18 protein-coding genes are annotated in these 16,419 nt (G+C 64.9%); 3 read left to right on the top strand and 15 right to left on the bottom strand.

Going from position 1 to position 16,419, the window contains the following annotated elements:
- Nucleotides 1–479, top strand: a 479-nt coding sequence (locus G3N99_RS19595) for a glycine zipper 2TM domain-containing protein (RefSeq protein WP_206123226.1), incomplete at its 5' end; no start/stop codon positions are given.
- 128 nt (nucleotides 480–607) lie between these two features.
- Here G3N99_RS19595 and iscX read toward each other — a convergent pair.
- The 12 genes from iscX to G3N99_RS19535 all read right to left on the bottom strand — a co-directional run bounded on the left by iscX (nucleotide 608) and on the right by G3N99_RS19535 (nucleotide 9,735).
- Nucleotides 608–817 carry a Fe-S cluster assembly protein IscX gene (iscX, locus tag G3N99_RS19590; RefSeq protein WP_206123225.1) on the bottom strand — a complete coding sequence of 70 codons (210 nt, stop codon included), beginning with the start codon at nucleotides 815–817 and terminating at the stop codon, nucleotides 608–610.
- A gap of 19 nt (nucleotides 818–836) precedes the next feature.
- The gene (fdx, locus tag G3N99_RS19585) at nucleotides 837–1,178 is read right to left on the bottom strand and encodes an ISC system 2Fe-2S type ferredoxin (protein ID WP_011352558.1); all 342 of its coding nucleotides are present in this window, start codon (nucleotides 1,176–1,178) and stop codon (nucleotides 837–839) included.
- Nucleotides 1,179–1,266: 88 nt separating this feature from the next.
- On the bottom strand, nucleotides 1,267–3,135 hold the full coding sequence (gene hscA / locus G3N99_RS19580) for a Fe-S protein assembly chaperone HscA (RefSeq protein ID WP_206123224.1): 1,869 nt from the start codon (nucleotides 3,133–3,135) through the stop codon (nucleotides 1,267–1,269).
- A 54-nt stretch (nucleotides 3,136–3,189) separates the two neighbouring features.
- Nucleotides 3,190–3,717 (bottom strand): Fe-S protein assembly co-chaperone HscB, encoded by a 528-nt coding sequence (gene hscB / locus G3N99_RS19575; RefSeq protein ID WP_206123227.1) that lies wholly within the window; start codon nucleotides 3,715–3,717, stop codon nucleotides 3,190–3,192.
- Nucleotides 3,718–3,814: 97 nt separating this feature from the next.
- A complete protein-coding gene (iscA, locus tag G3N99_RS19570; RefSeq protein WP_011352561.1) occupies nucleotides 3,815–4,138 on the bottom strand; it encodes an iron-sulfur cluster assembly protein IscA in 324 nt (107 codons plus the stop codon).
- 65 nt (nucleotides 4,139–4,203) lie between these two features.
- The gene (gene iscU, locus G3N99_RS19565; protein ID WP_011352562.1) at nucleotides 4,204–4,611 is read right to left on the bottom strand and encodes a Fe-S cluster assembly scaffold IscU; all 408 of its coding nucleotides are present in this window, start codon (nucleotides 4,609–4,611) and stop codon (nucleotides 4,204–4,206) included.
- A 71-nt stretch (nucleotides 4,612–4,682) separates the two neighbouring features.
- A complete protein-coding gene (locus G3N99_RS19560) occupies nucleotides 4,683–5,906 on the bottom strand; it encodes an IscS subfamily cysteine desulfurase (protein ID WP_011352563.1) in 1,224 nt (407 codons plus the stop codon).
- 64 nt (nucleotides 5,907–5,970) lie between these two features.
- Complete coding sequence (gene iscR, locus G3N99_RS19555; RefSeq protein ID WP_009691731.1) at nucleotides 5,971–6,510, bottom strand: Fe-S cluster assembly transcriptional regulator IscR; 540 nt, start codon at nucleotides 6,508–6,510, stop codon at nucleotides 5,971–5,973.
- A 114-nt stretch (nucleotides 6,511–6,624) separates the two neighbouring features.
- On the bottom strand, nucleotides 6,625–7,107 hold the full coding sequence (locus G3N99_RS19550) for a low molecular weight protein-tyrosine-phosphatase (protein WP_174941866.1): 483 nt from the start codon (nucleotides 7,105–7,107) through the stop codon (nucleotides 6,625–6,627).
- A 101-nt stretch (nucleotides 7,108–7,208) separates the two neighbouring features.
- Nucleotides 7,209–7,436: a hypothetical protein gene (locus tag G3N99_RS19545; protein WP_174941864.1), complete on the bottom strand. Its 228-nt coding sequence runs from the start codon at nucleotides 7,434–7,436 to the stop codon at nucleotides 7,209–7,211.
- Nucleotides 7,437–7,565: 129 nt separating this feature from the next.
- Nucleotides 7,566–8,978: a lactate utilization protein B gene (locus tag G3N99_RS19540; protein WP_011352566.1), complete on the bottom strand. Its 1,413-nt coding sequence runs from the start codon at nucleotides 8,976–8,978 to the stop codon at nucleotides 7,566–7,568.
- Between the two features lie 34 nt (nucleotides 8,979–9,012).
- Nucleotides 9,013–9,735, bottom strand: a complete 723-nt coding sequence (locus tag G3N99_RS19535; protein ID WP_174941862.1) for a (Fe-S)-binding protein — start codon at nucleotides 9,733–9,735, stop codon at nucleotides 9,013–9,015.
- Between the two features lie 183 nt (nucleotides 9,736–9,918).
- Here G3N99_RS19535 and G3N99_RS19530 point away from each other — a divergent pair, with 183 nt between their 5' ends.
- Entirely contained in the window at nucleotides 9,919–10,728 is an 810-nt protein-coding gene (locus tag G3N99_RS19530) for an IclR family transcriptional regulator (RefSeq protein WP_011352568.1), read from the top strand.
- A 92-nt stretch (nucleotides 10,729–10,820) separates the two neighbouring features.
- Here G3N99_RS19530 and pbpG read toward each other — a convergent pair whose 3' ends face one another.
- Nucleotides 10,821–11,987 (bottom strand): D-alanyl-D-alanine endopeptidase, encoded by a 1,167-nt coding sequence (pbpG, locus tag G3N99_RS19525; protein ID WP_174943308.1) that lies wholly within the window; start codon nucleotides 11,985–11,987, stop codon nucleotides 10,821–10,823.
- 653 nt (nucleotides 11,988–12,640) lie between these two features.
- Between pbpG and G3N99_RS19520 the strand changes: the two genes are divergently transcribed.
- Nucleotides 12,641–13,207 carry a phasin family protein gene (locus tag G3N99_RS19520; RefSeq protein ID WP_039364780.1) on the top strand — a complete coding sequence of 189 codons (567 nt, stop codon included), beginning with the start codon at nucleotides 12,641–12,643 and terminating at the stop codon, nucleotides 13,205–13,207.
- A gap of 201 nt (nucleotides 13,208–13,408) precedes the next feature.
- On the opposite strand, the gene lpdA is transcribed toward G3N99_RS19520, so the two are convergent.
- Complete coding sequence (gene lpdA / locus G3N99_RS19515) at nucleotides 13,409–15,175, bottom strand: dihydrolipoyl dehydrogenase (protein ID WP_174941858.1); 1,767 nt, start codon at nucleotides 15,173–15,175, stop codon at nucleotides 13,409–13,411.
- A gap of 280 nt (nucleotides 15,176–15,455) precedes the next feature.
- Nucleotides 15,456–16,419, bottom strand: a 964-nt coding sequence (locus G3N99_RS19510; RefSeq protein WP_206123223.1) for a dihydrolipoyllysine-residue acetyltransferase, incomplete at its 5' end; no start/stop codon positions are given.

Genomic DNA, 16,419 nt, shown 5'->3' with positions numbered 1-16,419 from the left:
AAGCCGCGCAGCAGAAGGCCGCCGCGGTCGCGCAGGCCGAGCCGAAGCCCGCGCCGCGTCCGGCCGCACCGCATCGCCGTCACACCACAGCACCGCAGCAGCCGCAATATGCCCAGCAACCGTCCGCACCCGCGCAGACCTACTGCCAGAGTTGCGGTACGGTCGTCGCGGTCACGCCGATCCGTACGCCTGGCCAAAGCTCGGGCATCGGTGCGGTCGGAGGCGCCGCGGCAGGCGGCCTGCTGGGCAACCAGTTCGGCCACGGCAACGGCCGCACCGCGATGACGATCATCGGCGCACTGGGTGGCGGCCTGGCCGGCAACCAGGTCGAAAAGCAGGTGCGCGCGGAAACCGACTACCAGGTGCAAGTCCAGATGGAGAGCGGCGCGACGCGCACGTTCACGTACCACAACCAGCAGCCGCCGTTCGGCCAGGGCCAGCGCGTGCGGATCGAGAACGGGTCGCTGGTCGGCGCGTGATCGCGTGACCTCCTGCCCGCGTAACGTACGCGGGCAACCGGCCTGAAAATGAAAACGGCTCGTGAGCGCTTGCTCACGAGCCGTTTTTTCATTACCGGCCGGCTGCGCCGTTGCGGCGCACGCGGTATTCAGTCGTCGTCGTCGAAGTCCGATTCGTCGATCCAGTGGGCCTGGATCGCTTCGAGGATCTTCTCGCCGGAGTGCTTCGGATCGTCGTTGAAGCCATCGAGCTCGAGCACCCATTGGCGCAAGTCGACGAAGTTGATCCGCTGCGGGTCGATGTCCGGGTGCTTGTCCGCCAGCGCAATGGCTATTTCACGCGAATCGGTCCATTTCATCGCCTGCCTCCGGTTCCTGTCAGTGGTTTTCCTTCGCGTGGTTGATCGAGTACTTCGGAATCTCGACCACCAGGTCCGAATCTTCCTTCACGATTGCCTGGCACGACAGGCGTGACGTCGGCTCGAGGCCCCACGCCTTGTCCAGCAGATCGTCCTCGTCCTCCTCGGACGGCGTCAGATCGTTGAAGCCTTCGCGGATCACCACGTGGCACGTCGTGCACGCGCACGACTTCTCGCATGCATGCTCGATCTCGATCCCGTGTTCGAGCAGGTTGTCGCAGATACTCTTGCCGGGCGTCGCGTCGATCACTGCGCCATCCGGGCACAGTTCGACGTGAGGCAGCACCACCAGTTGAGGCATGTCCGTTCCGTCAGTCAAGGTGCGGCGCCAGGCGCCGCACGGTTCATTATCGCGCGGGCCGTCGCCGGCCAATGCGCAGTTCGTGTATTCAGATTTCGTCGAGCCGGCGGCCCGACAGCGCGCGCTTGATGCTCTTGTCCATCCGGCGCGCCGCGAATTCGTCGGTGCCGTCGGCCAGCGCCTTGGTCGCCGCTTCGATTGCGTTCGTATCGTCGCCTTGCGCGACCGCGCGCAGCGCCGCGGCCAACGCATCGACTTGCGTGCGCTCGTCCGCGTCGAGCAGTTCGCTGTCGGCCGCCAACGCGGCCTGTGTCGCCTCGAGCATCCGCTCGGCCTCGACCTGCGCTTCGCGCAGCGCGCGGGCGCGCATGTCGATTTCGGCGGTCTTGAAGCTTTCCTCGAGCATCTTCGCGATGTCGTCGTCGGCAAGACCGTACGACGGCTTCACGACGACCGAAGCCTCGACGCCCGACAACTGCTCGCGGGCAAACACCGACAGCAGGCCATCCGCGTCGACCTGGTAGGTCACGCGAATGCGTGCGGCGCCTGCCGTCATCGGCGGGATGCCGCGCAGCTCGAAGCGCGCAAGCGACCGGCAGTCGGCGACGAGCTCGCGCTCGCCTTGCACGACGTGGATCGCCATCGCGGTCTGGCCGTCCTTGAAGGTCGTGAATTCCTGCGCGCGTGCGATCGGAATCGTCGAGTTGCGCGGAATGATCTTCTCGACGAGGCCGCCCATCGTCTCGACACCGAGCGACAGCGGAATCACGTCGAGCAGGAGCCAGTCGTCGCCGGTGCCGCGATTGCCTGCGAGCAGGTCGGCCTGGATCGCCGCGCCGAGCGCGACGACCTGGTCCGGATCGAGGTTCACGAGCGGCGGCTGGCCGAAATATTTCGCGACTGCGTCGCGGATCACCGGCATGCGCGTCGCGCCGCCGACGAGCACGACGCCCTTGATGTCGGCCGACGTCACCTGCGCGTCGCGCAGCGCCTTTCGGGTCGGCGTAAGGGTGCGCTGCACGAGCGGCTCGACGAGCGACGCGAACGTATCGTGAGAGATGGTCTGCACGAGGTGTGCGCCACCGGACAGCGTGACGTCGAGCGACGCCTGCGGCGCGGACGACAGCGCTTCCTTCAGCACGCGCACGCGATCGAGCAGCAGGCGCACGTCCTCGGGCGCAAGCGTCTTCGCATCGATGCCGGCCTGCGCGAGCACGTGATCGAACAGCGCATGGTCGAAATCGTCGCCGCCGAGCGCGGAATCGCCGCCCGCGGCCAGCACTTCGAACACGCCCTTGGTCAGCTTCAGGATCGACAGGTCGAACGTGCCGCCGCCGAGGTCGTACACCGCGTAGAGGCCTTCGGCCCCGTTGTCGAGACCGTAGGCAATCGCCGCGGCGGTCGGTTCGTTCAGCAGGCGCAGCACATTGAGGCCCGCGAGACGCGCGGCATCCTTGGTCGCCTGGCGTTGCGCCTCATCGAAATACGCGGGCACCGTGATCACCGCGCCGACCAGGTCGTCGCCCAGCGAATCTTCCGCACGATAGCGCAGCGTCGCGAGAATCTCGGCCGACACTTCGACCGGGCTCTTCACGCCGTCGATGGTACGGATCTGCACCATGCCCGGCGCATCGACGAATTCGTACGGCGCGTTCGCCACGCCTTCGACCTCGGCCTTGCCGCGGCCCATGAGGCGCTTGACCGACACGATCGTGTTGCGCGGATCGGTCGCGGCCTGCTCTTTCGCCTCGTGGCCGATGCGTCGGCCGCCCTTCTCGAGATAGCGGACCACCGACGGCAGCAGCACGCGGCCTGCTTCGTCCGGCAGGACTTCGGGCACGCTGTTGCGCACAGCCGCGACGAGCGAGTTCGTCGTGCCGAGATCGATCCCGACGGCGAGTCGCCGCTGATGCGGCGCCGGCGCCATGCCCGGTTCGGAAATTTGCAGTAAAGCCATCTTGGTTCGTTCGGGCGCTCGGCCCGTTTGCTGCGCGTGCCGCAAGGCACGCGGTTAAGTTTCGAGGCGCTCGATCTGCGCGCCCACTTCCGACGCGACCCGTTCGATGAACATCAGCTGGCGCACGGCCTCGGCGGCCGCCTGATCGGCGCCGCTGTCGAGCAGCGTGCCGAGGCGCTCCACACGCACGCGCCGCTCTTCGCGCAACTCGGAGAGCAGCGCGTCGAGCGCGTCGACGTTGCGGGCGGCCGCGGCATCCTCGATGCCCTCGCGCCACTCCATCTGCTGCATCAGGAACGCAGGCTCCATCGCGGTGTTGTTTTCCGCGCCGATGTCGACGCCGCGCAGCGACAGCAGATAGGACGCGCGCTTCAGCGGATCGCGCAGCGTGCGATACGCCTCGTTCGCGCGGGTGGCCCATTGCATCGCGATGCGCTTCTGCGCGTCGCCGGCCGCCGCGAAGCGGTCCGGATGCACCTGCGTCTGCACCGTTCGATAGGCGGCGTCGAGCACCGTTTCGTCGAGCGCGAATTGCGCCGGCAGGTGAAACAGGTCGAAGTGGCTGTCTTTCAGCGAGACCATCGTCGCGTTCAATTCCGGTTCGTCGCGCGGCAAACGCCGCACATTAAAAAGGCGGCCCGTGCCGCCTCTTGCCCGCATCGTGCGGAGATCCGCGTGGTCACACGCGGAACGATTCGCCGCAGCCGCACTCGTCCTTCACGTTCGGGTTGTTGAACTTGAACCCTTCGTTCAGGCCTTCGCGTGCGAAGTCGAGTTCGGTGCCGTCGATGTAGGCCAGGCTCTTCGGATCGACGATGACCTTCACGCCATGGCTCTCGAACACCTGATCCTCGGGAGCCAGCTCGTCGACATACTCGAGCTTGTACGCGAGCCCCGAGCACCCGGTCGTGCGAACGCCAAGCCGCAGGCCCACACCCTTGCCGCGACGGACGAGGTATTTCTGGACGTGCTGTGCTGCTTTTTCGGTCAGTGAAATTGCCATGATGTCCTTGCCGCGGCGCGCCACCGGGGCCCGCCGCGTTCCTTCTGAAAGCCGCTCGATGCCGCTCAGGCTGCTGCCTGATCGCCTTCCGTGGTGTCGTGACGCTTCTTGTAGTCGGCCACGGCTGCCTTGATCGCGTCTTCCGCGAGGATCGAGCAGTGAATCTTCACCGGCGGCAGCGCGAGTTCTTCCGCGATCTGCGTGTTCTTGATCGACAGTGCTTCGTCGAGCGTCTTGCCCTTCACCCATTCGGTGACGAGCGAGCTCGACGCGATCGCCGAACCGCAGCCGTAGGTCTTGAACTTCGCGTCTTCGATCACGCCGTCCGCGCCGACGCGGATCTGCAGCTTCATCACGTCGCCGCAGGCCGGCGCGCCGACCATGCCCGTGCCGACCGTGTCGTCGTCCTTCGCGAACGAACCGACGTTGCGCGGGTTTTCGTAGTGATCCAGAACCTTGTTGCTGTAAGACATGACTCAGACTCCTTGACTCGTTACGTCTGCGTGCGCGAATCCGCCCGCGGGTATGTTCTTCAATCCGGCGCTCAGTGTGCGGCCCATTCGATCGTCGACAGATCGATGCCTTCCTGGTGCATTTCCCAGAGCGGCGAGAGTTCGCGCAGCTTCGCGATCTTGCTGTTCAGCAGGTTGATCACGAAGTCGACTTCCTGCTCCGTCGTGAAGCGGCCGACCGTGAAGCGGATCGAGCTGTGTGCCAGTTCGTCGTTGCGGCCGAGCGCACGCAGCACGTACGACGGCTCCAGCGACGCCGACGTGCATGCGGAGCCCGACGACACCGCGACGTCCTTGATCGCCATGATCAGCGACTCGCCTTCGACGAAGTTGAAACTGATGTTGAGGTTGTGCGGGACACGACGTTCCATGTCACCGTTCACGTACGTTTCCTCGATTTGCGACAGGCCGCGCAGCAGCTTGTCGCGCAGCATGCGGACGCGCTCGTTTTCCGTCGCCATTTCTTCGCGTGCGATGCGGAACGCTTCGCCCATGCCGACGATCTGGTGCGTCGCCAGCGTGCCCGAACGCATGCCGCGCTCGTGGCCGCCGCCGTGCATCTGCGCTTCGATGCGCACACGCGGCTTGCGACGCACGTACAGCGCGCCGATGCCTTTCGGGCCGTAGGTCTTGTGCGCCGAGAACGACATCAGGTCGACCTTCAGCTTCGCGAGGTCGATCTCGACCTTGCCGGTCGATTGCGCGGCGTCGACGTGGAACACGATGCCCTTCTCGCGGCAGATCTCACCGATCGTCTCGATGTCCTGGATCACGCCGATCTCGTTGTTCACGTGCATCACCGACACGAGGATCGTGTCCGGGCGCAGCGCGGCCTTGAACACGTCGAGGTCGATCAGGCCGTCATCCTTCACGTCGAGGTAGGTGACTTCGAAACCGTCACGCTCGAGCTCGCGGCAGGTATCGAGCACGGCCTTGTGCTCGGTCTTCACCGTGATGATGTGCTTGCCCTTGCCCTTGTAGAAGTTCGCGGCACCCTTGATTGCGAGGTTGTCCGATTCCGTTGCGCCGGACGTCCAGATGATCTCGCGCGGATCCGCGTTCACGAGCGCGGCCACGTTCTCGCGCGCTTCCTCGACCGCACGCTCCGCGTCCCAGCCATACGCGTGGCTGCGCGACGCCGGGTTGCCGAACTGCTCGCGCAGGTACGGCACCATCTTGTCGACCACGCGCGGGTCGACCGGCGTCGTCGCGCTGTAATCCATATAGATGGGCAGGTGGAGAGTGTCTTGGGTCATCTGTCGCTCCGGGAATTCTGTGCAGGGACTATGTGCGTTATGGGGTATGGTGGCGCCTTCGCGCTCACGAACTCGCGATGTTGAACACCGAATTGGGGCCGAGCGGCATCGTGCGAACCGGCTCGGCCGGCGCCGCAACGGGCTCCGGCGTGCGCCGGTCGCGCAGCACCGCAGGTGCGCCCTCGCGAGCGCGCTGCTGATCGACGAGATCCTGCAGCGACACCGAATCGAGGTATTCGACCATCTTCTGGTTCAGCGTCGACCACAGCTCGTGCGTCATGCAATGGCCGTCGGGCTGCTTCGAGCCGTCGCACGTGCCTTTGCCGCCGCACTGCGTGGCGTCGAGCGGTTCATCGACCGCGATGATGATGTCGGCGACGGTGACATCCTGCGCGCGACGCGCGAGGTTGTAGCCGCCGCCCGGGCCGCGCACGGATTCGACAATTTCATGCCTGCGCAGCTTGCCGAACAGCTGTTCGAGATACGAGAGCGAAATCCGCTGGCGCTGGCTGATGCCTGCAAGCGTCACCGGGCCCTGCTCCTGGCGCAGTGCCAAGTCAATCATCGCCGTGACGGCGAAACGGCCTTTGGTGGTGAGTCTCATGGTGTCTAGGGGACTGCAATCTTGACGATTTTGGTCAAGTATAAATATTTGACGTTTTTAGTCAAGTATCCATGTCTTTGAAAGGGTATTCGCAGATCGCTGAATACCGCGCGATCAGCGCTCCGTGCGGGCCCGGAGCGTCTCCAGCAGGCCCGCGCACGCGCGCTCGACCTGATCGAGCACCTGCTCGAAGCCCTGCGCACCGCCGAAATAGGGATCGGCCACTTCGGTTTCGGTCGAATCCGGCGCGAATTCCATCAGCAGGCGCACCTTGTCGTGATGCTGCGGCGGACAGCGGCGGCGCAACTCCGCAAGATTCGCCTCGTCCATCGCGAGCAGCAGGTCGAAGCGCTCGAAATCCGCCGCGCTCACCTGCCGTGCGCGCAGCGCCGACAGGTCGTAGCCGCGGCCACGCGCGGCAGCCTGCGCACGCGTATCGGGCGGCTCGCCGACATGCCAGTCGCCGGTACCGGCCGAATCGATCGCGATCCGATCCGCCAGCGCGGCCGCGTCGACCTGGTGACGCATCACGCCTTCCGCGGTGGGCGAACGGCAGATGTTGCCGAGACAGACGAAACAGATCGAAACGCGGGTCATCGCACTATCGGAAAGCCGCGGCGGACCGCGTGGGAGAAGAACACGCCATTATACAAAGGCGACCGAAATCGCGCCGCCGCGCAAAGCGACGGCGCCATGCCTTACAGCGCCTTCGGCGCAGCGAGCACGACGTCGCCGGATGCCGCCGGCAGCGGCTTCGCCGAATCGCCGACCAGCCCGAACGACACCGCACGCGCCAGCTCGGCGGAAGCCTGGTGAACCGCGAGCGGACCACGCGACGGCGCCTCGGCCATCGCATGCAGATAGGCAGCCGCGGCCAGCGGAACGACGATTGCCAGCGGCCAGTACATCGATATTGTCTTTTTCATGATGCGGACCTCCTTGACCTCGTACCCCGAAACCCAATTCCGGGGACTACAGACAGGATTCTATAGACCGCACCTATCGAGATAAATATACAAATAGCGAACGCACTGTTGTCACCGGATGAACAGTCGTCAGCCGAGGTGGCTCTGCGACGCCGCGTACAGTTCGCGGAACGTGCGCCCGGTCGGTGTCGGCATGTCGCGCGTATCCATCCAGCCGCCCATCATCGGCAGGCGCCGGAGCGTGCCGCCGTTACCGCCCAGCCGCTCGAGGATGCGCACCGCGAGCTTGGTCGTCAGCGCATACAGCATCGGCCGGCGCGCAAAGAAGCCCCAGGCGGCGAGCGCCGCCCGCTCGCGCCACGGTCGCAGATGCCGCTCGACCTGCTTCTCGCGCAGCGTGCGCAGCAGGTGCGACAGCGGAATCCCGGCCGGGCACACGCTGTCGCACTCCCCGCATAGGGTTGCGGCCTGCGGCAGGTCGAGTGAGCGGTCGAGCCCGACGTAGCTCGGCGTCAGCACGGACCCCATCGGCCCCGGGTAGACCCAGCCGTACGCGTGGCCGCCGACCTTCTGGTACACCGGACAATGGTTCATGCATGCGCCGCAGCGGATGCAGCGCAGCATCTCCTGGAATTCGCCGCCGATCAGCCCGGTGCGGCCGCCGTCGACGAGCACCACGTAGTTGTGCTCGGGGCCATCTTCGTCGCCGGGCCCGCGCGGCCCGGTCAGCAGCGAGAAGTAGTTCGACGTCTTCTGCCCCGTTGCGGAGCGCGGCAGCAGGCGCATCGCGGTCGCGAGGTCCTCGAGCGTCGGCAGCACCTTCTCGATGCCCGTCACCGCCACATGCACGCGCGGCATCACGGTGCACATCCCCTCGTTCCCTTCGTTCGTCACGATCGCAACCGATCCGGTCTCGGCGATCACGAAGTTGCCGCCCGTCACGCCCATGTCGGCCGACATGAAATGCGGGCGCAGCACTTCGCGCGCCTCGCGCGTCATGTCCGGAATCTCGGTGAGCCGCTCGCGATGGTGGGTGCGCGCGAACAGGTCGGCGATCTCGTCCTTGTCCTTGTGCACGACGGGCGCAATGATGTGGCTCGGCGGCTCGTTGTCGTTGATCTGCAGGATGTATTCGCCGAGATCCGTCTCGATCGACTGCACGCCCATCTCCGCGAGCACCGCGTTCAGGCGCATTTCCTCCGACACCATCGACTTGGTCTTGATGACCTTCTTCACGTCGTGACGGCGCGCAATGTCGGCCACGAGCCGTGCGGCATCCGCGGTCGTTTCGGCGAACAGCACCGTCGTGCCGCGCCGCGTCGCCTCGCGCTCGAACGCCTCGAGCCACACGTCGAGGTTCTCCAGCGCGCGGTTGCGGCGGGCCTTCAGGGCGGCGCGCGTGGCCGGGAAGTCGATCGCGGTCATCGCGTCGGCGCGCGCGGACACGAATTTCGTCGACAGCTTCTTCAGGTTCTGCTGCAGGCGCTGGTCAGCCAGCTTCTGGCCGGCGCGCGCCTTGAAATGCATCGATTGGACTTGCATCGCGGTATCGGGGAAAAGTGAGCGGAACCGGGCGTCAGACGTCGCCCGCCAGCACCTGCGCGACGTGCAGCACGCGCGTGTCGCGGTCGCCGGTGCGGCGCAACCGCCCTTCGATGTTCAGCATGCAGCCGAGATCGCCGAGCACGACGGCACCCGTACCGGACGCGCGCACGTTCGCGCATTTCTCGTCCGCGATGGCTGCCGAAATGTCGCCGTACTTGATCGCGAACGTGCCGCCAAAGCCGCAGCAATGCTCGCAATCCTTCATCTCGGTGACCGCGATGCCGCGCTGCGCGAGCAGCGCGCGCGGCTGCGCTTTCACGCCGAGCTCGCGCAGGCCCGAGCACGAATCGTGATAAGTGACGGGCCCCGTGAATTCGCCCGGCGCGAGCGACACCTTCGCGACGTTCGCCAGGAAATCGGTCAGTTCGTAGACCTTCTGCTGGAACCGCGTGTAGCGCCCCATCAGCTCGGGGTCGTCGCGGAACAGGTCGCCGTAGTGCGCGCGGATCATCCCGCCGCACGAACCCGACGGCGCGACGACGTAATCGAACTGCTCGAACTCGCGCAGCGTCTTTTCCGCGAGATCACGTGCGAGCGCACGGTCGCCCGAGTTGTAGGCCGGCTGGCCGCAGCAAGTCTGCGCGGGCGGCACGATCACCTCGTAGCCCGCGTCGCGAATCAGCTTGAGCGCCGAAAAACCGATTTCGGGGCGCATCAGATCGACCAGGCAGGTCACGAACAAACCGACTCGCATACGTGCTCCTTCGAGAAAACGGCTCTCATTATCCGCCGTTTGGCCGGCAAGACCAACGCCGGCGCTCACGCAAGCCCGCACGGCGCGAAACGAGGATTCCCTCGAACGGCGTTCGCTTTTTTCACGATACGAGATACAATCGTTCCAACACCGCTTGACGCGTCAACCGATTTCTCCCCCGACATGAGCCAACCCACCCCGGATTCAAAAACGTCGATCCAGGTGATCGAACGCATGATGCGGTTGCTGGACGCGCTCGCCGCGCACAGTGACCCTGTCAGCCTGAAGGAGCTTGCGCAGCGGACGGAGCTGCACCCGTCGACCGCGCACCGCATCCTCAACGACATGGTGACCTGCCGTCTCGTCGACCGCTCCGATCCCGGCACGTACCGCCTCGGCATGCGATTGCTGGAGCTCGGCAACCTCGTGAAGGCGCGCCTGTCGGTACGCGACGCGGCGCTGATGCCGATGCGCGAGCTGCACCGCCTCACCGGGCAGACCGTGAACCTGTCGGTGCGCCAGGGCGACGAAATCGTCTACATCGAGCGCGCGTATTCGGAACGCTCGGGGATGCAGGTCGTCCGTGCGATCGGTGGCCGCGCGCCGCTGCACCTCACGTCGGTCGGCAAGCTGTTCCTCGCGGCCGACGAGACGTCGCGCGTGCGCGCCTATGCGACGCGCACGGGGCTGTCCGGCCATACGCAGAACAGCATCACCGACATCGCGAAGCTCGAGCGCGAGTTGACGATCGTCCGCCAGCAATCGTGCGCACGCGACAACGAGGAACTGGAGCTCGGCGTGCGCTGTATCGCAGCCGGCATCTACGACGATTCGGGCAAGCTCGTCGCGGGCCTGTCGCTGTCGGCGCCGGCCGATCGTCTGCAGGATGCGTGGCTCGGCCAGTTGAGCCGCACGGCCCTCACCATTTCGGAATCGCTCGGCTACCGGCCGGCGCCCACGAAGGATACGGACGGGCTGCAGCGGCAGGCGTAAGCCGCTCCCGCACATCCAATGAAAAAGCCCCGCGATTGCGGGGCTTTTTTTCAGCCATCGACGCGGCGGCGAGCCGCCACGCCTTCGTGCGATCAGGTCCCGCCGTTCGGCGTGTTGGCCGCCGTCAGGCGCTCGCCGCCGCCGGCATCGAGCCAGTTGCGCAGGCGCGCCGCATCCGCGAAGCGCGAATACTTGCCGAACGAATCGAGCAGCACCATCACCATCGGCTTGCCGTGGATCGTCGCCTGCATCACGAGGCATTCGCCGGCTTCGTTGATGAAGCCCGTCTTCTGCAGACCGATGTCCCACGAGCCGTTGCCGCGGATCAGCGCGTTCGTGCTGTTGTAGACCAGGTTGCGCTTGCCCGTGTACACCTCGTAGGTGCGATCGGTCGAGAACTGACGAATCATCGGGTACTGGTACGCCGCGTTGACCATCTTCACGAGGTCGCGCGCGCTCGACACGTTCGAGCTCGACAGACCCGTCGAATTCTCGAAGTGCGTATCGGTCATGCCGAGCGACTTCGCCTTCGCGTTCATCGCGGCGATGAACGCCGGACGGCCGCCCGGGTAGTAGCGCGACAGCGCAGCGGCCGCGCGGTTTTCCGACGCCATCAGCGCGATGTGCAGCATGTCTTCGCGCGACAGCACCGAGCCGACCGACAGGCGCGAGCCCGTGCCCTTCTCGTAGTCGCGGTCTTCGTCGGTGACTTCGATCTGGTCGGTCATCGGCGTCTTCGAGTCGAGCACGACCATCGCCGTCATCAGCTTCGAGATCGATGCGATCGGCACGACGGCGTGCGAATTCTTGTCGAACAGCGGCTCGCCCGAATTCTGGTCGACGACGTACGCGACGCTCGAACGCAGCGCGAGCGCGTCGGGCGTGTCGTGCAGGCCGAACGCCTGGCCGACGGTCGGCCGGCGCGGCTGGAACGCGACCTTGCGCACTGCGCCGTGATGGCCGCCATGCACGTTCGACGCGAGCGTCACGCGCTTGCGCGACGCCTTCGCGCGCGGCGCGTCGGCGGCCGCGACCTTCGCGGATTTGTCGGAGCTGGCCTTGGCCGACTTCTTCTTCGCGGACGAAGCAGGAGCGACAGCCTTTTTCTTGGCGGCTTGTTGGGTCTTCGCAGTGGCGGCAAAGGCGTCAGCGGGCGCGACGGTCGCGGTGGTCGCCAGCAAGGCGACTGCGATCGACACAGCCGTGCCGAGCGTCATGCTCTGCAACAATCTGCGCGGTGAAAACGATTCGGCTTTCATTGGGGTCTGGACAAAGCGGGCGGGAGGTTTCCGCAAGTGTAGTTAAAGCTGAAAAAAAGAGCAATATTAGGCACTTACCGATCGTCGTTAAACCGGAATGTAAGGGTCGGCCAACCTCTGGCCAATGAACCCTCCCGCCCCCATCGAAAAAACCAATGGGATGCGCTGCCCGACAGTACCCGTCTCCCGATTACACACGGTTAATTGAGATAACGTCACTTCGGAGGCGATTTAAAGCGGGGAAACTACGTATCCGGCGCTCGGGGTGCCAGGGGCGCCAGTCTCGGCCGTGGCGGCGGCAGGTCGCCACGGTACGCGCATCGAAACGGCGCGTTTTTCGACAGGAACAGAAGGATAACGTTCCACAGGCCTGTCAGGTTTACCTGTGCATGATCATGGTGCGCCGCGCCTGCCCCGCCGCCGTGCGCACCATCTGGGATCGCGCATGAAACCGATTCCGGACGGGCACGATAACTCGTTGTTTTATCGATAATTTGTCACGATTGTGCAACGCACAAAAAATACTTGACATTGGTTTTCTCTGCCCTAAAATAAGCCTCATTGCTGCGTTGCACAAAGCACGCGCATCCGAGGTTCCCCAGCGTAGTGCCCTTTACTCTGCGATCGACGCGATCGCTTTTCAGGAGCTTGACATGTCCTTGCTGACCCCCGAGCAAATCGCCGCCGCCCAGAAAGCCAACCTCGAAAGCCTGTTCGGTCTGACGACCAAGGCGTTCGAAGGCGTCGAAAAGCTGATCGAACTCAACCTGCAGGTCGTGAAGTCGACGCTGGCCGAAGGCCAGGAAAACGCACAGCGCCTGCTGTCGGTGAAGGACGCACAGGAACTGATCGCGCTGCAAGCCAGCCTGTCGCAGCCGGTCGCGGAAAAGGTGCTGTCGTACGGCCGTCACCTGTATGAAATCGCATCGTCGACGCAAGCCGAGTTCGCGAAGGTTGCCGAAGCGCAATTCGAAGAGCAGAACAAGAAGGTCCAGGCACTCGTCGACAACGTCGCGAAGAACGCCCCGGCTGGTTCGGAAACGGCTGTCGCTGCGCTGAAGTCGGCACTGAACGCTGCGAACACCACGTACGAAACGGTTCAGAAGGCAACGAAGCAAGCCGTCGAAATCGCTGAAACGAACTTCAACGCTGCTGCTGCCGTCGCAACGAAGGCTGCTACCGCCGCTGCTGCACGTCGTACGAGCAAGCCGGCCGCGTAAGCGTCCCCTGCTCCTGAAAGAGCCGCGCCCAGCGCGGCTTTTTCGTTTGTGGTGCCGGAACACGCTGGAACCGGCAAGTTGCCGGCCGCTCTCGAGCGGTCGTTGAGCATCGGCCCCAAGCAAAAGAAAACGCCGCCGCCCGGATTGCCCGGGAGGCGGCGTTTTTTCGTGGCCGGCAGAGTGCCGGCCGAGCCGGCCGCGTTACTTCTTGCGTTGCGGCGGCAGGTCCGTACAGACGCCTTCGTACAGCTCGGCGGCCATGCCGACCGATTCGCCGAGCGTCGGGTGCGGATGGATCGTCTTGCCGATGTCTTCCGCGTCCGCGCCCATCTCGACGGCGAGGCACACTTCGCTGATCAGGTCGCCCGCGTTCAGGCCGACGATCGCACCGCCGATCACCCGGTGGGTTTCCTCGTCGAAGATCAGCTTCGTGAAGCCTTCGTCGCGGCCGTTCGCGATCGCGCGGCCCGATGCGGCCCACGGGAACACGGCCTTGCCGTACTTGATGCCTTCGGCCTTGCACTGGTCTTCCGTCTTGCCGGCCCACGCCACTTCCGGATCGGTGTACGCCACCGACGGGATCTGCAGGGCGTCGAAGTATGCCTTCTCTCCGTGCGCGGCTTCCGCTGCGACGTGGCCTTCATGCACGGCCTTGTGCGCGAGCATCGGCTGGCCGACGATATCGCCGATCGCGAAGATGTGCGGGACATTCGTGCGCATCTGCTTGTCGACGTCGATGAAGCCGCGATCCGTGACCGCGACGCCCGCCTTGTCGGCGCCGATCTTCTTGCCGTTCGGGCTGCGGCCCACTGCGACGAGCACGAGGTCGTAGCGCTGCGCTTCCGCCGGCGCCTTCTCGCCCTCGAACTTCACGTAGATGCCGTCTTCCTTCGCTTCCGCGCCGACCGTCTTGGTCTTCAGCATCACGTTGCCGAAGCGCTTCGCGTTGTACTTTTCCCAGACTTTCACGAGATCGCGGTCCGCGCCCATCATCAGGCCGTCCATCATTTCGACGACGTCGATCTCGGCGCCGAGCGTCGAGTACACCGTCGCCATTTCGAGGCCGATGATGCCGCCGCCGATCACGAGCATGCGTTTCGGCAGCTGGCGCAGTTCGAGTGCGCCGGTCGAATCGACGACGCGCGGGTCTTCCGGCATGAACGGCAGCTTCACGGCCTGCGAGCCCGCGGCGATGATCGCCTGCTTGAACTTCACGACCTTCTTGCCGTTTTCGCCCTGCACTTCCATGTGATACGGATCGACGAATGCGCCGACGCCCGTGACCACTTCGACCTTGCGTGCCTTCGCCATGCCGGCGAGGCCCGTCGTCAGCTTCTTGACGACGCCGCCCTTGAAGTCGCGCAGCTTGTCGAGATCGACTTCCGGCTTGCCGAACGTGATGCCGTGCGACGCGAGCGCCGCGGCTTCTTCGACGACGAGCGACGTATGCAGCAGCGCTTTCGACGGGATGCAGCCGACGTTCAGGCACACGCCGCCGAGCGTCGAGTAGCGTTCGACGAGTACCGTCTTCATGCCGAGGTCGGCGGCGCGGAACGCGGCCGAGTAGCCGCCGGGGCCGGCGCCGAGCACGAGCATGTCGCATTCGACGTCGACGGCGCCTGCGTAGCTGCCGGCTTGCGGTGCGGGTGCCGGAGCGGCTGCGGCCGGTGCGGGTGCAGCCGCTGCGGGCTTGGCCGGTTCCGGTGCTTTCGCGGGAGCGGCGGCGCCAGCCGATGCTTCGACGATGGCGATGACGGTGCCTTGCGAGACTTTCTCGCCGGCCTTGACCTTGATTTCCTTGACGGTGCCGGCGACGTCGCTGGGCACTTCCATGGAGGCCTTATCGGATTCGAGCGTGATGAGCGTTTGCTCTTTTTCGATCACGTCGCCGGGTTTGACGTTGACTTCGATGACATCGACGCCGCTGAAATCGCCGATATCCGGAACCTTGACTTCGATGAGACTCATTACTGTCCCCTTCTTGATTAGCTGCAGACAGAGAGGGAGAAACCCGCAAAAGAACCCAAGACGACGGCCTGACAAGAAAGCGCGAACCTGGGCAGGACCACCTTTGCCGTCCGCCCAAGGACGCGCCTTTCTTTTGGTCACTTTTCTTTGGAAGACAAAGAAAAGTGACCGCCGCCCCGCGCAGGGGCGACGCTAATAGACCGTTAGCGAAACAGGTTCAACGACAGGGCGCGGATAACAAACAAAAAACCCACGCCCCCGCGAGCACTCTCCCCGCTCATCAAAGAATGATGCGACGGAAATCCGCGAGCAACGCGCCGAGATACGCATTGAACCGCGCGGCTTCCGCGCCATCGATCACGCGATGGTCATACGACAGCGACAGCGGCAGCGTCAGGCGCGGCACGAACTGCTTGCCGTCCCACACCGGCTTCATCTGGCCGCGCGACAATCCGAGGATCGCCACTTCCGGCGCGTTGATGATCGGCGTGAAGTTCGTGCCGCCGATCCCGCCGAGCGACGAGATCGAGAAGCAACCACCCTGCATCTGGTCCGGCTTCAGCTTGCCGTCGCGTGCGGCCTTCGACAGCTCGGCCATTTCCTTCGCGATATCGACGAGCCCCTTCTTGTCCGCATCGCGGATCACCGGCACGACGAGACCGTTCGGCGTGTCCGCGGCAAAACCGACGTGGTAGTACTGCTTGAACACCAGGTTGTCGCCATCGAGGCTCGCGTTGAAGGTCGGGAACTTCTTCAGCGCAGCGACGACCGCCTTGATCACGAACGCGAGCATCGTGAACTTCACGCCCGCCTTCTCGTGTTCCTTGTTCAACTGCACGCGCAGTGCTTCGAGCTCGGTGATGTCCGCTTCGTCGTTGTTCGTGACGTGCGGGATCATCACCCAGTTGCGATGCAGGTTCGCGCCCGAGATCTTCTTGATGCGCGACAGCGGCTTCGCCTCGAACGGGCCGAACTTCGAGAAGTCGACCTTCGGCCACGGCAGCAGGTTCAGCTCGCCGCCGCCTGCCGGCGCGGCTGCCGCGCCCGGTGCTGCGCGCTGGCCAGTCATCACGCCCTTCACGAAGCCCGTGACGTCTTCCTTCGTAATGCGGCCCTTCGGACCGGAACCCTGCACGCGTGCGACTTCGACGCCGAGTTCGCGCGCGAACTTGCGCACCGACGGCGATGCGTGGCTGGCGCGGTATTCACCCGACGGCGCAGCGGCCGGCGCCGGCGCAGCAGCA

The organism is Burkholderia sp. Ac-20392, from assembly GCF_017104585.1.
GTDB classification, from domain to species: Bacteria; Pseudomonadota; Gammaproteobacteria; order Burkholderiales; family Burkholderiaceae; genus Burkholderia; species Burkholderia lata.
The sequence above is the reverse complement of the archived record's forward strand: the minus strand, read 5'-3'. Positions and strand labels throughout refer to the sequence as shown.